This window comes from Pseudomonas sp. GW821-FHT11G12 (assembly GCF_058808055.1).
In genome coordinates this window covers 59,481-77,048 of the sequence record NZ_JBXARH010000013.1, presented here as the reverse complement: position 1 = coordinate 77,048, position 17,568 = coordinate 59,481, and the positions used below count along the sequence as shown (strand labels likewise).

Annotated in this window: 20 protein-coding genes; 13 read left to right on the top strand and 7 right to left on the bottom strand. The window is 59.3% G+C overall.

Going from position 1 to position 17,568, the window contains the following annotated elements:
- The first annotated feature begins 123 nt into the window (after positions 1-123).
- On the top strand, positions 124-768 hold the full coding sequence (locus AC1RR7_RS28845; RefSeq protein WP_493158864.1) for an MBL fold metallo-hydrolase: 645 nt from the start codon (positions 124-126) through the stop codon (positions 766-768).
- A gap of 116 nt (positions 769-884) precedes the next feature.
- Positions 885-1,622, top strand: coding sequence for a YiaD family glycine zipper/OmpA-like lipoprotein (locus AC1RR7_RS28840; protein WP_096822848.1), 738 nt, complete (start codon positions 885-887; stop codon positions 1,620-1,622).
- 68 nt (positions 1,623-1,690) lie between these two features.
- Here AC1RR7_RS28840 and AC1RR7_RS28835 read toward each other — a convergent pair whose 3' ends face one another.
- Positions 1,691-2,125, bottom strand: coding sequence for a Z-ring associated ZapG family protein (locus tag AC1RR7_RS28835; RefSeq protein WP_096822847.1), 435 nt, complete (start codon positions 2,123-2,125; stop codon positions 1,691-1,693).
- A 144-nt stretch (positions 2,126-2,269) separates the two neighbouring features.
- On the opposite strand from AC1RR7_RS28835, the gene AC1RR7_RS28830 reads away from it, so the two are divergent.
- The 3 genes from AC1RR7_RS28830 to zapE all read left to right on the top strand — a co-directional run bounded on the left by AC1RR7_RS28830 (position 2,270) and on the right by zapE (position 5,464).
- The gene (locus AC1RR7_RS28830; RefSeq protein WP_096822852.1) at positions 2,270-2,899 is read left to right on the top strand and encodes an alpha/beta hydrolase; all 630 of its coding nucleotides are present in this window, start codon (positions 2,270-2,272) and stop codon (positions 2,897-2,899) included.
- Between the two features lie 24 nt (positions 2,900-2,923).
- Positions 2,924-4,279, top strand: a complete 1,356-nt coding sequence (locus AC1RR7_RS28825; RefSeq protein ID WP_493158863.1) for a tryptophan--tRNA ligase — start codon at positions 2,924-2,926, stop codon at positions 4,277-4,279.
- A 90-nt stretch (positions 4,280-4,369) separates the two neighbouring features.
- Positions 4,370-5,464, top strand: coding sequence for a cell division protein ZapE (gene zapE, locus AC1RR7_RS28820; protein ID WP_045121816.1), 1,095 nt, complete (start codon positions 4,370-4,372; stop codon positions 5,462-5,464).
- 62 nt (positions 5,465-5,526) lie between these two features.
- On the opposite strand, the gene AC1RR7_RS28815 is transcribed toward zapE, so the two are convergent.
- Positions 5,527-6,423 carry a GlxA family transcriptional regulator gene (locus tag AC1RR7_RS28815; protein ID WP_173861364.1) on the bottom strand — a complete coding sequence of 299 codons (897 nt, stop codon included), beginning with the start codon at positions 6,421-6,423 and terminating at the stop codon, positions 5,527-5,529.
- A gap of 246 nt (positions 6,424-6,669) precedes the next feature.
- Between AC1RR7_RS28815 and AC1RR7_RS28810 the strand changes: the two genes are divergently transcribed.
- Positions 6,670-7,806, top strand: a complete 1,137-nt coding sequence (locus tag AC1RR7_RS28810; RefSeq protein WP_273541234.1) for an acyl-CoA dehydrogenase family protein — start codon at positions 6,670-6,672, stop codon at positions 7,804-7,806.
- 49 nt (positions 7,807-7,855) lie between these two features.
- On the opposite strand, the gene AC1RR7_RS28805 is transcribed toward AC1RR7_RS28810, so the two are convergent.
- A complete protein-coding gene (locus AC1RR7_RS28805) occupies positions 7,856-8,896 on the bottom strand; it encodes an NADP(H)-dependent aldo-keto reductase (protein WP_096822843.1) in 1,041 nt (346 codons plus the stop codon).
- Between the two features lie 244 nt (positions 8,897-9,140).
- Between AC1RR7_RS28805 and rplM the strand changes: the two genes are divergently transcribed.
- The 7 genes from rplM (at position 9,141) to AC1RR7_RS28770 (ending at position 14,028) form a co-directional block, all read left to right on the top strand.
- Positions 9,141-9,569, top strand: a complete 429-nt coding sequence (gene rplM, locus AC1RR7_RS28800) for a 50S ribosomal protein L13 (protein WP_003228062.1) — start codon at positions 9,141-9,143, stop codon at positions 9,567-9,569.
- A 14-nt stretch (positions 9,570-9,583) separates the two neighbouring features.
- A complete protein-coding gene (gene rpsI, locus AC1RR7_RS28795; protein WP_007961615.1) occupies positions 9,584-9,976 on the top strand; it encodes a 30S ribosomal protein S9 in 393 nt (130 codons plus the stop codon).
- Between the two features lie 269 nt (positions 9,977-10,245).
- Positions 10,246-10,839, top strand: a complete 594-nt coding sequence (petA, locus tag AC1RR7_RS28790) for a ubiquinol-cytochrome c reductase iron-sulfur subunit (protein WP_003228055.1) — start codon at positions 10,246-10,248, stop codon at positions 10,837-10,839.
- Entirely contained in the window at positions 10,839-12,050 is a 1,212-nt protein-coding gene (locus tag AC1RR7_RS28785; RefSeq protein ID WP_102621240.1) for a cytochrome b, read from the top strand. Before petA ends, AC1RR7_RS28785 begins: the two co-directional genes overlap by 1 nt.
- A complete protein-coding gene (locus AC1RR7_RS28780) occupies positions 12,050-12,832 on the top strand; it encodes a cytochrome c1 (RefSeq protein WP_102621241.1) in 783 nt (260 codons plus the stop codon). The genes AC1RR7_RS28785 and AC1RR7_RS28780 overlap by 1 nt, the downstream gene beginning before the upstream one ends.
- A gap of 148 nt (positions 12,833-12,980) precedes the next feature.
- On the top strand, positions 12,981-13,598 hold the full coding sequence (locus tag AC1RR7_RS28775) for a glutathione S-transferase N-terminal domain-containing protein (protein ID WP_096822840.1): 618 nt from the start codon (positions 12,981-12,983) through the stop codon (positions 13,596-13,598).
- A 16-nt stretch (positions 13,599-13,614) separates the two neighbouring features.
- The gene (locus AC1RR7_RS28770) at positions 13,615-14,028 is read left to right on the top strand and encodes a ClpXP protease specificity-enhancing factor (RefSeq protein WP_065261496.1); all 414 of its coding nucleotides are present in this window, start codon (positions 13,615-13,617) and stop codon (positions 14,026-14,028) included.
- Positions 14,029-14,079: 51 nt separating this feature from the next.
- Here the strand turns inward: AC1RR7_RS28770 and AC1RR7_RS28765 are convergent, their stop codons facing one another.
- The 4 genes from AC1RR7_RS28765 to AC1RR7_RS28750 all read right to left on the bottom strand — a co-directional run bounded on the left by AC1RR7_RS28765 (position 14,080) and on the right by AC1RR7_RS28750 (position 17,524).
- On the bottom strand, positions 14,080-14,658 hold the full coding sequence (locus AC1RR7_RS28765) for a BON domain-containing protein (RefSeq protein WP_096822839.1): 579 nt from the start codon (positions 14,656-14,658) through the stop codon (positions 14,080-14,082).
- A complete protein-coding gene (locus AC1RR7_RS28760) occupies positions 14,655-15,248 on the bottom strand; it encodes a phosphoheptose isomerase (RefSeq protein WP_007928463.1) in 594 nt (197 codons plus the stop codon). Before AC1RR7_RS28760 ends, AC1RR7_RS28765 begins: the two co-directional genes overlap by 4 nt.
- 102 nt (positions 15,249-15,350) lie before the next feature.
- Positions 15,351-15,713: a YraN family protein gene (locus AC1RR7_RS28755; protein WP_102621243.1), complete on the bottom strand. Its 363-nt coding sequence runs from the start codon at positions 15,711-15,713 to the stop codon at positions 15,351-15,353.
- Positions 15,713-17,524 carry a penicillin-binding protein activator gene (locus AC1RR7_RS28750; protein ID WP_096822837.1) on the bottom strand — a complete coding sequence of 604 codons (1,812 nt, stop codon included), beginning with the start codon at positions 17,522-17,524 and terminating at the stop codon, positions 15,713-15,715. Before AC1RR7_RS28750 ends, AC1RR7_RS28755 begins: the two co-directional genes overlap by 1 nt.
- Positions 17,525-17,568 lie beyond the last annotated feature (44 nt).

Genomic DNA, 17,568 nt, shown 5'->3' with positions numbered 1-17,568 from the left:
TTTGACATCATTAAGCCATCATTTTTCTGATCGCTGGCGTCAAATAACTGACCGGGCGATCTGTATCGGCCTGTGCAGTAGAATTCTGAAACCAACCTCACTACCGTTCGTCCAGGAATTCCCATGAGTGCGCCCAATTCCATGCTGATTCGCGAAACCTTTCCCGTCGGCCCGCTGCAATGCAACTGCACGATCATCGGTGATCCGGTCACGAAAAAAGCCATTGTCGTCGACCCGGGCGGCAATCCCGATCTGATCATGGCGCGCCTTGATGCGCTGGGTCTGAAAGTGGTGAGCATCATCCACCCCCATGCGCACCTCGATCACTTTCTGGCCTCCGGTCAGATGAAAGAGAAAACCGGCGCAACCCTGCACTTGCATAAGGAAGATCAGTTCCTGTGGGACAACCTCGAGATGCAATGCCAGATGTTCGGCGTGCCTTACACCCCGGTGCCGTCACCGGATCGCTGGCTGAGCGACGACGAAGAGCTGGCCTGCGGCTGCGGCGTGGCGCTGCACACACCGGGGCATACGCCCGGTTCCATGAGCTTTTGGTTTTCCGAGGCTAAGCTGTTGATTGCCGGCGACACGTTGTTCCGGCGCGGAGTAGGGCGCACGGATTTGTGGGGCGGCGATCAGGCGACCATCGTGCGATCGATCAAGCAGCGGCTATATACATTGGACGAGGACGCGATCGTTGTGGCTGGACATGGCCCGGACACGCGTCTGGGGGATGAAATGCGGGAAAATCCGTTCGTGCGCGCCTAAACATTTTGTCACGAGTGCGCGGTGGAATTTTTGTGCATTGTCATGATCCAACGCCCGCAATGGTCCATTGCCAAACGGCCGTTGCACCACAGAATGCAAAAAAGTAGGAGCTCTCCATGTTCACCACGCGTCGTTTGATTATTGTCGCTACTGCCGTCGCCGTGCTGTCCGGCTGCGCCTCGCCCAACCCGTATGACAATCAGGGCCAGGCCGACGGCGGCTCCCAGGGCATGAGCAAAACCGCCAAGTACGGTGGCCTCGGCGCACTGGCCGGCGCGTTGGCCGGTGCTGCGATCGACCACAACAACCGCGGCAAGGGCGCCTTGATCGGCGCCGCCGTCGTCGGTGCTTCGGCCGCCGGTTACGGTTACTACGCCGACCAGCAAGAGAAGAAACTGCGCGCCAGCATGGCCAACACCGGTGTCGAGGTGCAGCGTCAGGGCGATCAGATCAAACTGATCATGCCGGGCAACATCACCTTCGCCACCGATTCGGCGAACATCGCCCCAAGCTTCTACCAGCCGCTGAACAACCTGGCCGGCTCGCTCAAGGAGTTCAGCCAGAACCAGATCGAGATCGTCGGCTACACCGACAGCACCGGCAGCCGTCAGCACAACATGGACCTGTCCCAGCGTCGTGCGCAGAGCGTGGCGACCTACCTGACCTCGCAAGGCGTCAGCGGTGCCAACCTGTCGGCCCGCGGTGCCGGCCCGGATAATCCGATTGCCAGCAACGGTGACGTCAACGGCCGGGCGCAGAACCGCCGCGTTGAAGTCAACCTGAAGGCGATCCCGGGCCAGCAGTACGGTGGTCAGCAGCAACAGCAGCCGGGTACGGTTCAGCAGTATCCGTAACCGTCAGACACAAAAAAGCCCCCGGACAAGTGATTGTCCGGGGGCTTTTTATTTGCGCTGAAGACTGATTACTTCTTCAGGCCGTAATGCTCATCGAGCATGCCCGGCGAGTTCGGAGTCTTCGGCGCGTAGTCGCGCGGCGGCTCCTGATTGCGCGGTGGCGTCAGGCGTTCGCGTGGGGCCTGCGCAGCCTCTGCGTGCAGAGAGGCGAGCAGACGTTGACGGGTCTGTTCGTCCAGGGCCAGGCGATTGGCGCCCTCGGCGAGGTGATCCTGCACTTCCTGATAGCTCTGGGTCAGCTTCTTGACCAGATTGGCGGTGCTGTTGAAGTGGGTCACCACTTCGTTCTGATAACTGTCGAAGCGTTCCTGAATGTCGTCCAGTTGACGCTGTGTGCGGCTGGGCGCGGCGTTCGGCGCAACGCGTGCGATCAGGAAACCAATGGCGACACCCACAACCAGGGCAAGAGTCGGTAACAACCAAACTAAGAGCGAGTGTTCCACGAGTCCTTCCTCTATAAACGGCTTTGCTTTACGTTAACGGCTCGAACCTGCGCTGTATACCGCGATTCACTCGCAATAGATTGGCACAGACAATTTGCTAGACGAGTCGACCCGATTCGAGGTCACGGAGTTCCTTCCTTGCTGATGCGTGAAACCCCTGTAGTGATTGATGGCCCGGTGGGTCAACTTGAAAGTCTGTACCTGGACAACGAGCAGCCGCGCGGCATCGCGCTGATCTGCCACCCCAACCCGGTGCAGGGCGGCACCATGCTCAACAAGGTCGTCTCGACCCTGCAGCGCACCGCGCGCGATGCCGGTCTGATCACCTTGCGCTTCAACTATCGTGGCGTCGGTGCCAGCGAAGGTTCCCATGACATGGGCAGCGGTGAAGTCGACGACGCCCAGGCAGCCGCTGCCTGGCTGCTGGAAAAGCACCCGGATCTGCCGTTGACCCTGTTCGGTTTCTCCTTCGGCGGGTTTGTTGCAGCAAGTCTCGGCGGCCGACTCGAAGCCCAGGGCGTACAGCTCAAGCACCTGTTCATGGTCGCGCCAGCGGTCATGCGCCTGGGCGATCAGGATCAGTTGCCGCAGCAGGGCGAACTCACGGTGATCCAGCCGGAAACCGACGAAGTGATCGATCCGCAGCTGGTCTACGACTGGTCTGACAAACTCCAGCGCCCCCATGAGCTCCTGAAAGTGGCAGAATGCGGACACTTTTTTCATGGCAAGCTGACCGATCTCAAGGATCTGATCCTGCCGCGTCTCTCGAATTGATTGCAGTCTGACAAGCGATTACCCATGACGAACCGTACCCGCATCCTCACCGGCATCACCACCACCGGCACCCCGCACCTGGGCAACTACGCCGGCGCCATCCGCCCGGCGATTCTCGCCAGCCGCGAAAGCAATGCCGACTCGTTCTACTTCCTGGCCGACTATCACGCCCTGATCAAGTGCGATGACCCGCTGCGCATCCAGCGCTCGCGTCTGGAAATCGCCGCGACCTGGCTGGCCGGTGGCCTGGATGTGGACCGCGTGACCTTCTACCGCCAGTCCGACATCCCGGAAATCCCCGAGCTGACCTGGCTGCTGACCTGCGTCGCTGCCAAGGGCCTGCTGAACCGCGCCCACGCCTACAAGGCCTCGGTGGACAAGAACGTCGAGACCGGCGAAGACCCGGATGCCGGCATCACCATGGGCTTGTACAGCTATCCGGTGCTGATGGCAGCGGACATCCTGATGTTCAACGCACACAAGGTGCCGGTCGGTCGCGACCAGATCCAGCACGTGGAAATGGCGCGTGACATCGGCCAGCGCTTCAACCACCTGTTCGGCCAGGGCAAGGAGTTCTTCACCATGCCCGAAGCGCTGATCGAGGAAAGCGTCGCCACCTTGCCTGGCCTGGACGGTCGCAAGATGTCCAAGAGCTACGACAACACCATTCCACTGTTCTCCAGCGCCAAGGAAATGAAGGACGCGATCTCGCGCATCGTTACCGACTCCCGCGCGCCGGGAGAAGCGAAAGATCCTGACAATTCGCACCTGTTCACCCTGTTCCAGGCGTTCTCCACGCCGACGCAGGCCGACGAGTTCCGCAGCGAGCTGCTGGGCGGTCTGGGTTGGGGCGAGGCGAAGAACCGTCTGTTCCAGCTGCTGGACAACGAGTTGGGCGAGTCCCGCGAGCGTTATCACCAGTTGATCGAGCGTCCGGCGGATCTGGAAGACATCCTGCAACACGGCGCCAAGAAGGCCCGTGCGGTAGCGACGCCGTTCCTTAATGAATTGCGTGAAGCGGTTGGCCTGCGCTCGTTCGTCAATCAGGTTCAGGTTGCCGCGACCACCAAGAAGAAGGCTGCGAAAGCCGCGCGTTTCGTCAGTTTCCGCGAAGACGACGGCAGCTTCCGTTTCCGTCTGCTGGCCGCCGATGGCGAGCAATTGCTGCTCTCGCGCAACTTCGCCGACGGCAAGACCGCGGGCCAGGTGACCAAGCAGCTGCAATCGGGTCAGGCGCTGGATGTGCGCAGCGAAGACCTGAGCTTCAGCGTCTGGCTGGAAGGCGAGTGCGTCGGCGACAGCCCGGCGTTCGCCGACGTGGCTGCGCGGGATGCGGCCGTCGAAGCTTTGCGGATCGCTCTGACACCGGTTCAGGAATAATCAACGGGCCGGCCCGACCAAGGGCCGATTGCCATTCCCACGGGCCATCGCTACAGTGACGGCCCGTTTTTGTTGCCTTGCTAACGAATTATGACGCCCCTAGAACGATATCAAGCTGATCTGAAACGCCCGGACTTCTTCCATGACGCGGCGCAGGAAACTGCCGTGCGTCACTTGCAACGCCTGTACGACGATCTGATCGCGGCAGAGCAGAACAAGCCGGGTTTGCTGGGCAAACTGTTTGGCAAAAAGGATCAGACCCCGGTCAAGGGCCTGTACTTCTGGGGCGGCGTGGGTCGCGGCAAGACTTACCTGGTGGACACCTTCTTCGAAGCGCTGCCATTCAAGGAAAAGACCCGCACCCACTTCCACCGCTTCATGAAGCGCGTGCACGAAGAGATGAAGACCCTCGGCGGCGAGAAAAACCCGCTGACCATCATCGCCAAGCGTTTCGCGACTGAATCGCGGGTCATCTGCTTCGATGAATTCTTCGTTTCCGACATCACCGACGCCATGATCCTCGGCACGCTGATGGAAGAGCTGTTCAAGAACGGCGTGACCCTGGTCGCCACGTCGAACATCGTGCCGGACGGCTTGTACAAGGACGGCCTGCAACGCGCGCGCTTCCTGCCGGCCATCGCGCTGATCAAGCAGAACACCGAGATCGTCAACGTCGACAGCGGCGTCGACTACCGTCTGCGCCACCTCGAACAAGCGGAGCTGTTCCACTTCCCGCTCGACGAAGCCGCTCATGAAAGCCTGCGCAAGAGCTTCCGTGCGCTGACGCCGGAATGCACGGCTGCCGTGGAAAACGATGTGCTGATCATCGAAAACCGCGAAATCCGCGCGCTGCGCACCTGCGATGACGTGGCCTGGTTCGACTTCCGCGAACTGTGCGACGGCCCGCGTAGCCAGAACGACTACATTGAACTGGGCAAGATTTTCCACGCTGTGTTGCTCAGTGGCGTAGAACAGATGAGCGTCGCTACCGATGACATCGCCCGGCGCTTCATCAACATGGTCGACGAGTTCTACGACCGTAACGTCAAGCTGATCATTTCTGCCGAAGTCGAGTTGAAAGACCTGTACACCGGCGGGCGTCTGACGTTCGAATTCCAGCGGACCCTCAGCCGTCTGCTGGAAATGCAATCCCACGAATTCCTGTCCAGGGCACACAAGCCTTAAGCGGATTCGGCAAACAAAAAGGGCCTGCAGATGCAGGCCCTTTTTTGTGTCTGGTCGAATCGTCAGGCAGCTTGCTGGAACTGCTGTCGATACTGGTTCGGCGACAGTTCGGTGTGCTGGCGGAACAGACGTGCGAAGAAGCTCGCATCGTCGTAGCCGACTTCGTAGCTGATGGTCTTGATGCTCTTGCGGCTGCCGGAGAGCAAGCCTTTGGCGGTCTCGATGCGCAGCCGTTGCAGGTAGTGCAGCGGCTTGTCGCCGGTGGCGGTCTGGAAGCGGCGCATGAAGTTGCGGATGCTCATGCCGTGCTCGCGGGCCACGTCTTCGAAGCGGAACTTGTCGGCGAAATGCTCTTCGAGCCAGTGCTGGATCTGCAAGATGATCACGTCCTGGTGCAGTTTCTGCCCGCCGAAACCGATGCGGCCCGGCGAATAGCTGCGCTGCACTTCGTAGAGGATGTCGCGGGCTACAGCTTGCGCCACATTGGCGCCGCAGAAGCGTTCGATCAGATAGATGTAAAGGTCGCAGGCCGAGGTGGTGCCGCCGGCGCAGTACAGGTTGTCGGCGTCGGTCAGGTGCTTGTCCTGATTGAGATAGACCTGCGGGAAACGCTCGGCGAAGGCATTGAAGAAGCGCCAGTAGGTGGTCGCTTCCTTGCCATTGAGCAGGCCGGCTTCGGCCAGCCAGAACACCCCGGTGGCTTCGCCGCAGAGTACTGCGCCACGGGCGTGTTGTTCGCGCAGCCACGGCAGCACCTGTGGATAACGTTGGCAGAGCGTGTCGAAGTCATCCCAAAACGCTGGAAGGATGATGACGTCGGCGTTTTCCAGGCCGCCGTCCACCGGCATGACCACGTCACTGAAGCTGTTCACCGGTTTGCCGTCGGGGCTGACCAGGCGGGTTTCGAACGCCGGAGTCAGGCCGTGGCCCAGTTGTTTGCCATAACGCAGGCTGGCCAGATGGAAGAAATCCTTGGCTTGCATGAGGGTGGAAGCGAAAACCCGGTCGATCGCCAGGATGCTGACGCGCCGCAAGGGCGTGGAGACTTGCTTAGACATAATTCAACTTTTGTTTTTATAAGGGAAAGTGGTCACCAGACGGCTGGATCGTCTTATTTTTTGTCGGATGTGTCCAGTGTCCTGTATCGGAAGCGAGGCTTAGTCTCTGAAGGTCTGATCCCTTCAACAATAAAGAAAAGGTGTCGCATGATCCCCAGAACCCTGTTCAGCTCCGAGCACGAATTGTTCCGCGACAGCGTGCGGACATTCCTCGAAAAAGAGGCCGTGCCGTTCCACGGGCAATGGGAAAAACAAGGCTACATCGACCGCAAATTGTGGAACAAGGCAGGGGAGGCGGGGATGCTCTGCTCACACCTGCCGGAGGAGTACGGCGGGCTGGGGGCGGACTTTCTGTACAGCGCCGTAGTGATCGAGGAAGTCGGACGGCTGGGGCTGACCGGCATCGGTTTCTCGCTGCATTCGGACATCGTCGCGCCGTACATCCTGCATTACGGCAGCGAGGCGTTGAAGCACAAGTACCTGCCGAAACTGGTGTCCGGCGAGATGGTTACGGCCATCGCCATGACCGAGCCAGGCGCGGGTTCCGACTTGCAGGGGGTCAAGACCACCGCCGTGCTGGACGGCGATGAGTATGTGATCAACGGCTCGAAAACCTTTATCACCAATGGCTTCCTGGCGGATCTGGTGATCGTCGTCGCCAAGACCGATCCCAAGGCTGGAGCGAAGGGCACCAGCCTGTTTCTGGTGGAGGCGAACACGCCGGGCTTCGACAAGGGCAAGCGCCTGGAGAAGGTTGGAATGAAGGCTCAGGACACGTCGGAATTGTTCTTCCAGGACGTGCGAGTGCCGAAGGAAAACCTGTTGGGTCAGGCTGGGGCCGGGTTTGCTTATCTGATGCAGGAATTGCCGCAGGAGCGTCTGACCGTGGCCATTGGCGGGCTGGCCTCGGCCGAGGCGGCGCTGCAATGGACGCTGGATTACACCCGTGACCGCAAGGCGTTCGGCAAGGCAATCGCCGATTTCCAGAACACGCGCTTCAAGCTGGCGGAAATGGCCACCGAGATTCAGATCGGCAGGGTGTTCGTTGATCGCTGCCTGGAGCTGCACCTGCAAGGCAAGCTCGACGTGCCGACCGCCGCGATGGCCAAGTACTGGGGCACCGACCTGCAATGCAAGGTGCTCGACGAGTGCGTGCAGTTGCATGGCGGCTACGGTTTCATGTGGGAGTACCCGGTGGCCCGGGCGTGGGCGGATGCGCGGGTGCAGCGGATCTATGCCGGCACCAACGAAATCATGAAAGAGATCATTGCGCGGTCGCTATGACCTGGGCGCTCCCACGCTTGTGCGTGGGAGCGCGGCTTTTAGCGCCGGATCAAGGCGCCGGGTTCGGATGATCCTTGTGAATCGCTTCAATCCCTTCAAGCACTTCGTCTGAAAGATTCAGATAGAAACTGGCAATGTTGCTGTCCAGCTGCTCAAGCGTCGTCGCCCCGATGATGTTGCTGGTGACGAACGGTTGCTGATTGACGAAGGCCAACGCCATTTGCGCCGGATCCAGGCCGTGTTCCCGGGCGAGTGCCACATAACGGCTGCACGCCGCTTCCGATTGCGGGTTGAAATAGCGGCTGAAGCGGCTGTAGAGGCTCAGGCGACCTTTTGGCGGACGGGCGCCACCTTCGTACTTGCCCGACAGGAAACCGAACGCCAGCGGCGAATAGGCGAGCAGGCCGCACTGTTCGCGAATGGCGATCTCCGCCAGACCGACTTCGAAGCTGCGGTTGAGCAGGTTGTACGGGTTCTGGATCGACACCGCGCGCGGCCAGCCACGGGCTTCGGCCAAAGCCAGGAAACGCATGGTGCCCCACGGGGTTTCGTTGGACAGGCCGATGTGGCGGATCTTGCCGGCCTTCACTTGCTCGTCGAGCGCTTCAAGGGTGTCCTCGAGCGGGGTGAGGTTGGCTTCGATCTTGTGTTTGTAGCCCAGCTGTCCGAAAAAGTTGGTGCTGCGCTCCGGCCAGTGCAATTGATACAGGTCGATGTAGTCGGTCTGCAGGCGCTTGAGGCTGGCGTCCACGGCTTCGGTGATGTGCTGGCGGTTGTGGCGCAGGTTCTTGTCGCGGATGTAGTCGATGGTGTTGCCGGGGCCGGCGATTTTGCTGGCGAGGATCCAGTCGGCGCGGTCGCCGCGACTCTTGAAGTAATTGCCGATGTAGCGCTCGGTGGTGGCATAGGTTTCGGCTTTCGGCGGCACCGGGTACATCTCGGCGGTGTCGATGAAATTGATCCCGGCGCCCTTGGCCCGTTCGATCTGGGCGAAGGCTTCAGCCTCAGTGTTTTGCTCGCCCCAGGTCATGGTGCCGAGGCAGATTGCACTCACGTTCAGGTCGGTACGGCCTAGCTGGCGATAGTCCATCGGGTGCTCCTTGGGCAAAACAAGCATAAAAGCAGGTTGAAATTTTTTTCGCAATCTGCATAATTGCCGACCTCTTTCTGCAGTGGAAGTGATGCGCCGCCGCCGAAGAATCTTGCCGTTGAACGGACGCGCCGACCCGAGCCCCCGAAAGCGTCTGTATCCGGCTGCCTTTGACTTGTCAAAGTACGCACTATTCAGTAAGATCCGCCGTCTTATTTACAGGCGGCCCCTGAGGCTATAAAGAATGAAAACTTTTACTGCTAAACCGGAAACAGTAAAGCGCGACTGGTTTGTCGTCGACGCTGCTGGTCAGACCCTGGGTCGTCTGGCCACCGAAATCGCGAGCCGTCTGCGTGGCAAGCACAAGCCTGAGTACACTCCTCACGTTGACACCGGCGACTACATCGTCGTAATCAACGCCGAGCAGATCCGTGTTACCGGTGCTAAAACCACTGACAAAATGTACTACTCCCACTCCGGTTTCCCGGGCGGCATCAAGTCGATCAACTTTGAAAAGCTGATCGCCAAAGCCCCTGAGCGCGTGATCGAGACCGCGGTTAAAGGCATGCTGCCTAAGAACCCACTGGGTCGCGACATGTACCGTAAGCTGAAAGTCTATGCGGGCGCTGCACACCCTCATACTGCTCAGCAGCCCCAAGAACTGAAGATTTAACGGAATAGTTCATTATGTCGGCGACTCAAAATTACGGCACTGGCCGTCGCAAGACCGCAACCGCACGCGTTTTCCTGCGTCCGGGTACTGGTAACATCTCCATCAACAACCGTTCGCTGGATTCGTTCTTCGGCCGCGAAACTGCCCGCATGGTAGTTCGTCAGCCGCTGGAACTGACCGAGACTGTCGAGAAATTCGACATCTACGTCACCGTGATCGGCGGTGGTGTAAGTGGTCAAGCTGGCGCAATCCGCCACGGCATCACTCGCGCTCTGATGGACTACGACGAAACCCTGCGTAGCGCTCTGCGCAAAGCTGGCTTCGTTACCCGCGATGCCCGTGAAGTTGAACGTAAGAAAGTTGGTCTGCGTAAAGCGCGTAAGCGTCCGCAGTACTCGAAGCGTTAATTTCGCTTCCACGTTCAAAAAGAACGCCCGATTCCTCACGGAAGCGGGCGTTTTTTTATGCGTGCGATTTCTCGAATAATTGCGCTGTGACAACTTGCCACATTCGTAGACCCCCTATACTACAAGGCTTGGGGGCCACCCCTCCGGGTAATTACCTTGTCAGAATTGGGGGTTTTCATTACCATTCGGCAAAATTTTTATAAGTACATAGATTCATATTTAGTAGATGCCTGATTTAACAGGCCACAAAGCTGATGGGAGAGGACTGAATGAGCAATGACGGCGTGAATGCAGGCCGGCGTCGCTTCTTGGTAGCAGCCACATCCGTGGTGGGTGCTGCAGGAGCGGTGGGGGCTGCGGTCCCGTTCGTGGGGTCATGGTTTCCCAGTGCCAAGGCGAAAGCTGCCGGTGCACCGGTGAAAGTGAATGTCAGCAAAATCGAGCCCGGACAGCAGATGATTGCTGAATGGCGCGGCCAGCCGGTATTCATTGTTCGCCGTACTGCGGAAATCCTGGGGAATCTCAAGAAGATCGAGGGCCAGCTCTCCGATCCGACCTCCAAAAACTCCACGCAACCTACCTATGTCGACCCTGAAGTGCGTTCGATCAAGCCGGAAATTCTGCTGCTGATCGGGATCTGCACTCACCTGGGTTGCTCACCGACCTTCCGTCCCGAAGTGGCACCCGCGGATCTGGGAAAAGACTGGGTAGGCGGCTATTTCTGCCCTTGCCACGGTTCCCACTACGATCTGGCTGGCCGCGTCTACAAGTCGCAACCTGCGCCTTTGAACCTGCCAGTACCCCCGCATTCCTATGAGACCGATGATCTGATTGTCATTGGCGTCGATACGGAGAAAGCGTGATGAGCAAGTTCATGGATTGGGTTGATGCGCGCTTCCCCGCCACCAAGATGTGGGAAGACCATCTCAGCAAGTATTACGCTCCAAAAAACTTCAACTTCTTCTACTTCTTCGGCTCGCTGGCACTGCTCGTTCTGGTCAATCAGATCGTCACCGGTGTCTGGCTGACCATGAGCTACACCCCGTCGGCGGAAGAGGCGTTCGCTTCCGTTGAAGGCATTATGCGTGACGTCAGTTACGGCTCGATCTTGCGTCTGTTGCACGCCGTCGGCGCTTCGATGTTCTTTATCGTGGTCTATCTGCACATGTTCCGTGGCCTGCTCTACGGTTCGTACCAGAAACCGCGTGAGTTGGTCTGGGTGTTTGGCATGCTGATCTACCTGGCGCTGATGGCTGAGGCCTTCATGGGTTATCTGCTGCCATGGGGCCAGATGTCCTACTGGGGCGCCCAGGTGATCATCTCGCTGTTCGGCGCGATTCCGGTCATCGGCAACGACCTGACCCAGTGGATTCGTGGTGACTACCTGATTTCCGGAATCACCCTGAACCGCTTCTTCGCCCTGCACGTTGTGGCCCTGCCGATCGTGATTCTCGGTCTGGTGGTGCTGCACATCCTGGCGTTGCACGAAGTCGGTTCGAACAACCCGGACGGCGTGGACATCAAGAAGCACAAAGACGAAAACGGTATCCCGCTGGACGGCATCGCCTTCCACCCGTACTACACCGTGAAAGACATTGTCGGCGTGGTGGTGTTCCTGTTCATCTTCTGCTTCATCGTGTTCTTCTTCCCGGAAATGGGCGGTTACTTCCTCGAAAAGCCAAACTTCGAGCCGGCTAACCCGTTCAAGACGCCAGAGCACATTGCACCGGTCTGGTACTTCACGCCGTTCTACGCGATCTTGCGTGCGGTACCGGACAAGCTCATGGGGGTTATTGCCATGGGGGCCTCGATTGCCTTTCTGTTTGTCTTGCCATGGCTCGACCGCAGTCCGGTCAAGTCGATGCGCTACAAAGGCTGGATGAGCAAAATCTGGCTGGTGGTGTTCTGCATTTCCTTCGTGATCCTCGGCATTCTGGGTGTTCTTGCGCCGACGCCGGAGCGCACGCTGGTATCGCAGATCTGCACCTTCCTGTACTTCGCCTACTTCATTCTGATGCCGTTCTACACCAGGCTCGAGAAGACCAAACCGGTTCCGGAAAGGGTGACTGGCTGATGAAAAAGTTATTTTTTGCTCTGATTTTTGCTGCGCTGCCAGTGCTGTCTTTCGCCGCCGAACACGGTGGTCCGGAGCTGGAAAAAGTCGACATCGACGTTTCCGACAAGGCTGCCCTGCAGGATGGTGCGCGTACCTTCGCCAACTATTGCATGGGTTGCCACAGCGCCAAATTCCAGCGTTACGAGCGTGTTGCCGATGACCTCGACGTACCACATGATCTGATGCTGCAGAAACTGGTGTTCACTGGCGCCAAGATTGGCGATCACATGACCATTGGCATGCAGCCGGCCGACGCCAAGACCTGGTTCGGCGCCGCGCCGCCGGACCTGACTCTGGTGGCTCGTGTTCGTGGCACTGACTGGCTCTACGGTTACCTCAAGTCGTTCTACGAAGATCCTGCGCGTCCATGGGGCGTGAACAACAAGGTCTTCCCGAACGTCGGCATGCCAAACGTGCTGGTCGGCCTGCAAGGTCGTCAGGTCGTGGGTTGCAAGCAGGTGCAGATCGTCGAAAACGGCAAGAAGCAATATGACCCGCTGACCGGTACGCCTCTGACTCATGAAGCGTGCGATCAGTTGACCATCGTGCCGAAAACCGGAGCCCTGAACGAAGAGCAGTTCGATGAGAAGGTCAAGAATCTGGTAACCTTCCTGGCTTACTCGGCTAACCCGGTTAAGCTGCAACATCAGCGCATCGGTACTTACGTCTTGCTGTACTTGGCGTTCTTCTTTGTGTTCGCCTACCTGCTCAAGCGTGAATACTGGAAAGACGTGCACTGATAACGCTTCAAGCAATTGCTGTTAATCGCGCGCGCCCAAGGGCGCCTCTGAAAACGCAACGCCTGGTCTGTCAGGTGTTGCGGGAGGCGCCCTCTGGGCGCGCGCGTTTTTCCGGCTCCGACAATTTCAACAAGCGAGGAGGATCGCCATGGGCGTGACCAATCGGTTGGCCTGTTACTCCGACCCCGCCGACCACTATTCCCACCGAGTGCGCATCGTGCTTGCAGAGAAGGGTGTCAGCGCCGAAATCATTTATGTGGAGGCTGGTCGTCAGCCGCCTAAACTGATTGAGGTGAACCCTTACGGGAGTCTCCCGACGCTGGTCGATCGCGACCTGGCGTTGTGGGAGTCGACCGTGGTGATGGAATATCTGGATGAGCGTTACCCGCATCCGCCATTGATGCCGGTGTACCCGGTGGCGCGTGCCAACAGTCGTCTGTTGATACACCGTATCCAGCGCGACTGGTGTGGTCTGGTGGATCTGATTCTGGATTCACGCACCAAGGAAGCCGCGCGTGTCGTGGCGCGCAAGGAATTGCGCGAAAGCCTGACGGGCGTGTCGCCGTTGTTTGCCGACAAGCCGTTTTTCCTCAGTGAGGAACAAAGTCTGGTGGATTGCTGCCTATTGCCAATACTCTGGCGTTTGCCGATTCTGGGTATAGAACTGCCGCGGCCAGCCAAGCCGCTGCTTGATTATATGGAGCGTCAGTTTGCGCGTGAGGCTTTCCAGGCGAGTCTGTCTGGTGTCGAACGCGACATGCGCTAAGGCTTAAGGAGCCGCTATGAACTCCAGTCGACCTTATCTGGTCCGCGCGCTCTACGAGTGGATTGTGGATAACGATTGCACCCCGCACATGCTGGTCAATTCCGAATACCCGGCAGTGCAGGTGCCGCAGGGTTTTGCCAGTGACGGGCAGATTGTCCTGAACATTTCGCCGAGTGCCGTGCGTCATCTGCACATGGACAACGACGTCGTGACCTTCGAAGGTCGCTTCGGTGGCGTTCCGCACAGCCTGTATGTGCCGATTGCCGCGATCCTGGGTATTTATGCCCGGGAGAACGGTCAGGGCATGGTGTTCGATCTGGAGTCGCCGATGGATGACGAAGACGAGATCGAACAGGATGACGATATTCCGCCGCCGGACAGCGAGCCGCCGCGCCCAAGCGGTCGGCCAAGCCTGAAAGTGGTGAAGTAATAAAAAAGGCGATCCAACCGGATCGCCTTTTTTGTGCCTGCGCTTTGCGTATCAGTCGATGTATTCGAACAGCTTCACAATTTTCTGCACGCCGGAAACACCCTGCACCAGGTTGGTGGCCTGGGCCGCTTCCTGCTTGGTCAGCAGGCCGAGCAGATAGACGATACCGTTCTCGGTCACGACTTTGATGCGCGAGCCGGGAATGTTGGCGTCGGCAAGCATCTGGGTTTTGATCTTGGTCGTCAGCCAGGAGTCATTCTGGCGGGCGAGGAAGCTTGAGGGTGCAATCAATTGCAACTCGTTGTGCACCGTCTTCACTCGTTGCACGTTGGCGGCAGCCTGTTCGGCCTTGGCTTTGAGGTCTGCGTTCTCGGTCTGGCCAGCCAAGAGCACGACGCCGTTGAAGCTGGTGACGACGATGTGCGATTTTTTGTCCATGTTCGGATCGGCCTTGGACACATTGACGCCGACTTTGGTTTCGATCAGTGAGTCGTCGATCTTGCTGCCGAAGGTGCGGGTGCCGCGATCGTCTTCGATCGGTGCTTCGCGGCTGGCATTCACCACGGAGGTGCAGCCAGTAATTCCGAGGCACAGGGTCAAGGCCAGAAGGCCAAGGCGATTAGGGGTCATTCTTCACTCCCGAACAGTTGGCTGTCGATCAGATCGCAAAGGCAATGGATCGCCAGCAAGTGGACTTCCTGAATACGTGCGGTGACGTTGGCCGGTACGCGAATCTCGACGTCCTCGGGCAACAGCAACGACGCCATGCCGCCGCCATCGCGGCCGGTCAATGCTACGACAATCATTTCTCGATCATGTGCGGCCTGGATCGCTTGAATAATGTTCGCCGAGTTACCGCTGGTCGAAATCGCCAGCAATACATCGCCTGGCTGGCCGAGCGCGCGGATCTGCTTGGAGAACACTTCGTTGTAGCTGTAGTCGTTGGCGATCGAGGTGATGGTCGAGCTGTCGGTGGTCAGGGCGATTGCTGGCAGGCTCGGGCGCTCGCGCTCGAAGCGGTTGAGCAGTTCCGAGGAGAAGTGCTGGGCGTCGCCGGCCGAACCGCCGTTGCCGCACGAGAGCATCTTCCCCTCGTTGAGCAAGGCGTTGACCATCACTTGGCTGGCTTGCTCGATGTGCGGTGCAAGTACGTCCATCGCCTGTTGCTTGGTGTCGATACTGGCCTGAAAAAGCTGGCGAATTCGGGATTGCATGTCCATCTGTGTGACCTTAATTAGCGCGGCTGTCCGGCACGTGAATGTGCAGCCCGCAAAGCAAAGAGCAAAAGTGTTGAGTGAAAATGTCCAGGTTGGCGCAGGCGCTCAACTGTCGAACGCATTCTGCAACCAGTTCAGCTGACCCTGGTGGCTGTCGATGGCCACCACGTCGAAGCGGCAGGGGGAATTGGCCCAACGCGACTCGCGCTGAAGAAAATACTGTGCGGCGAAAATCAGTTTCTGCCGTTTGCGCCCGTCGATACTGTCGAGCGCTCCACCCCATTGAGTGTTCTTTCGGTAACGTACTTCGACGAATACTACTGTATCGCCATCAAGCATGACCAGATCAAGCTCGCCGCGTTTGCATAACCAGTTCTGCGCCAGCAGGCGCAGACCCTGGTGTTGCAGATGCTCGAGCGCCTGGCGCTCGGCATCCTTGCCGCTTTGCAGGTTTGACCTGTCGGGCATCAGCGCGGAGTGTCCGGCAGGCGCTGAACCTGACCGCTGACGAACTGAGCCCATGGCAGTTGACGCACGACGCGTTGTGTCTGAGTCATGCCCAGGCTACCCGACAGACCGTCGATGCGGCTGTCCGGCAGCGCCTTGAGTTGATCAAGGCGTGGCGCCAGGCGGTAGGCATCAACACCCATCGCATACAGGCGGCCGAGGCTGCCGGAGGCTTGTGGCCACTGTGCGGTGACCTGCTTGCGCAGCGGATCGTTGGCATCCAGCAACCATGGGGTCTCGCAGAAGCGCACACCGTTCATGTCGTTGTACTGGTTCACGTCGCCGCTGGCGCTGAACACATGGGAGGTCGCGTAGACCGGCACGTCGCCAGCGTACTGGAAGTTCAGGGTCGGCTTGATCTGCTGCGCCTGTTGCGGGGTCGCGGCGAGGAAGATGAACTCGATGTCCTGGCGACGCGAAGGCTGGGCGGCGACGTTCGTGCCGGCAGCATTCTGCAGGCTCTTGGCGCGGGCTTCGCTCTGGCGCAGCTGGAACATGTCGGCGATCTGTTGGGCCAGTTGCACAGGCTGATCGACGCGCTCGGTGGCGACGATGCTGCCGCCATTGGCTTGCCAGTCCTGGCTGAACGCACGCAGGACGCGGTCGCCCCATTCGCCTTTCGGCACCATGATCGCGGCGCGGTGCAGACCGTCGGCACGGGCGCGGCGGGACACTTCGCGGGCTTCGTCTTCAGCAGCCAGGCCGAACTGGAACAGTTGCGCCGGGCCCTGGTCGCCTTCGCTGTAGTTCAGCGCGAGGGTCGTGATCGGCAGTTGCGGGCGGGTGCTCAGCTGTTTGACCAGTGGTTTTTCCAGTGGCCCGACAACCAGTTGCACGCCGTCGGCCTGGGCCTTGCGGTAGAACTCGTCCATGTTGGTCAGGTGCGAGCTGTCGTAGAACACGATGGCCGGTGGTTTCTGACCCGCTTGCTGAGCCTGGTAGTGCGCGGCCATGAAGCCGTCACGCAGGGCCTTGCCGACCGAGGCCAGTTGGCCATCCTGCGGCAGCAGCAGGGCGATCTTGCTCAACGGCTGGCTGGCCAGTTCCTTGAGCTTGGTCAGTGGCAGCGGCAGGTTGATCGCGGCCGGGTGTTTCGGGTGCTGCGAGCGCCAGGCATCAATGGCGGCTTGCTGTTGCTCGAGGGTGCCGGCAGTTTTCACTGCCAGAGCCAGGCTCATCCAGCCGCCGAGATCGTCGGTCGTGTTCGGTTGCAGTTGATCGGTCGGCAGCGACGCAATCAGGGTCCAGATCGCTTCGTGGTTCTTGCTGGCGGCTTCGCCTTCCAGCATCGGTGCGATGAAGATGCGCTCGCGGGCGGCAGCCAGTGTCTGGCCATCGGCCTCAAGAGCACGGGCATGAACGGTGCCGGCGCGAACCTGCAGCGGAATCGACATTTCGCTCAGGCGCTGCAGGCTTGGATGGTTCAAGGCTGCCAGCGCGGCTTTTGGCTGATTGCGGGTCATGGCCAGTTCAGCGGCCAATGTGCTGGCGAATGCCTGCTGGCCCGGCTGGAGTTGCTCCATTGGCACCTGTTGCAGGATCTGCGCGGATTGTCCGGCATTGCCTTGACGGTAAGCCATGTCCGCCGCACTCAGGCGCAGCAGTGCAGCCTTGTCCGGCGATTTGGCCTGGGCGGCCTGTTCGAGCAGTTGCTCGATGCTGGCATCCGGAGTCCGTGGAAGTTCGCCAAGGCTGGAGGAAGGGGAGCTGGCGCAAGCCGCCAGCAAGGCAGCGAGGCAGAGGGCAGTGAACAGCCGCAGGCAAGCGATCATGTAAGTGTTCCTGATACTCGATCAAATTAGCGTCGAATTGTACC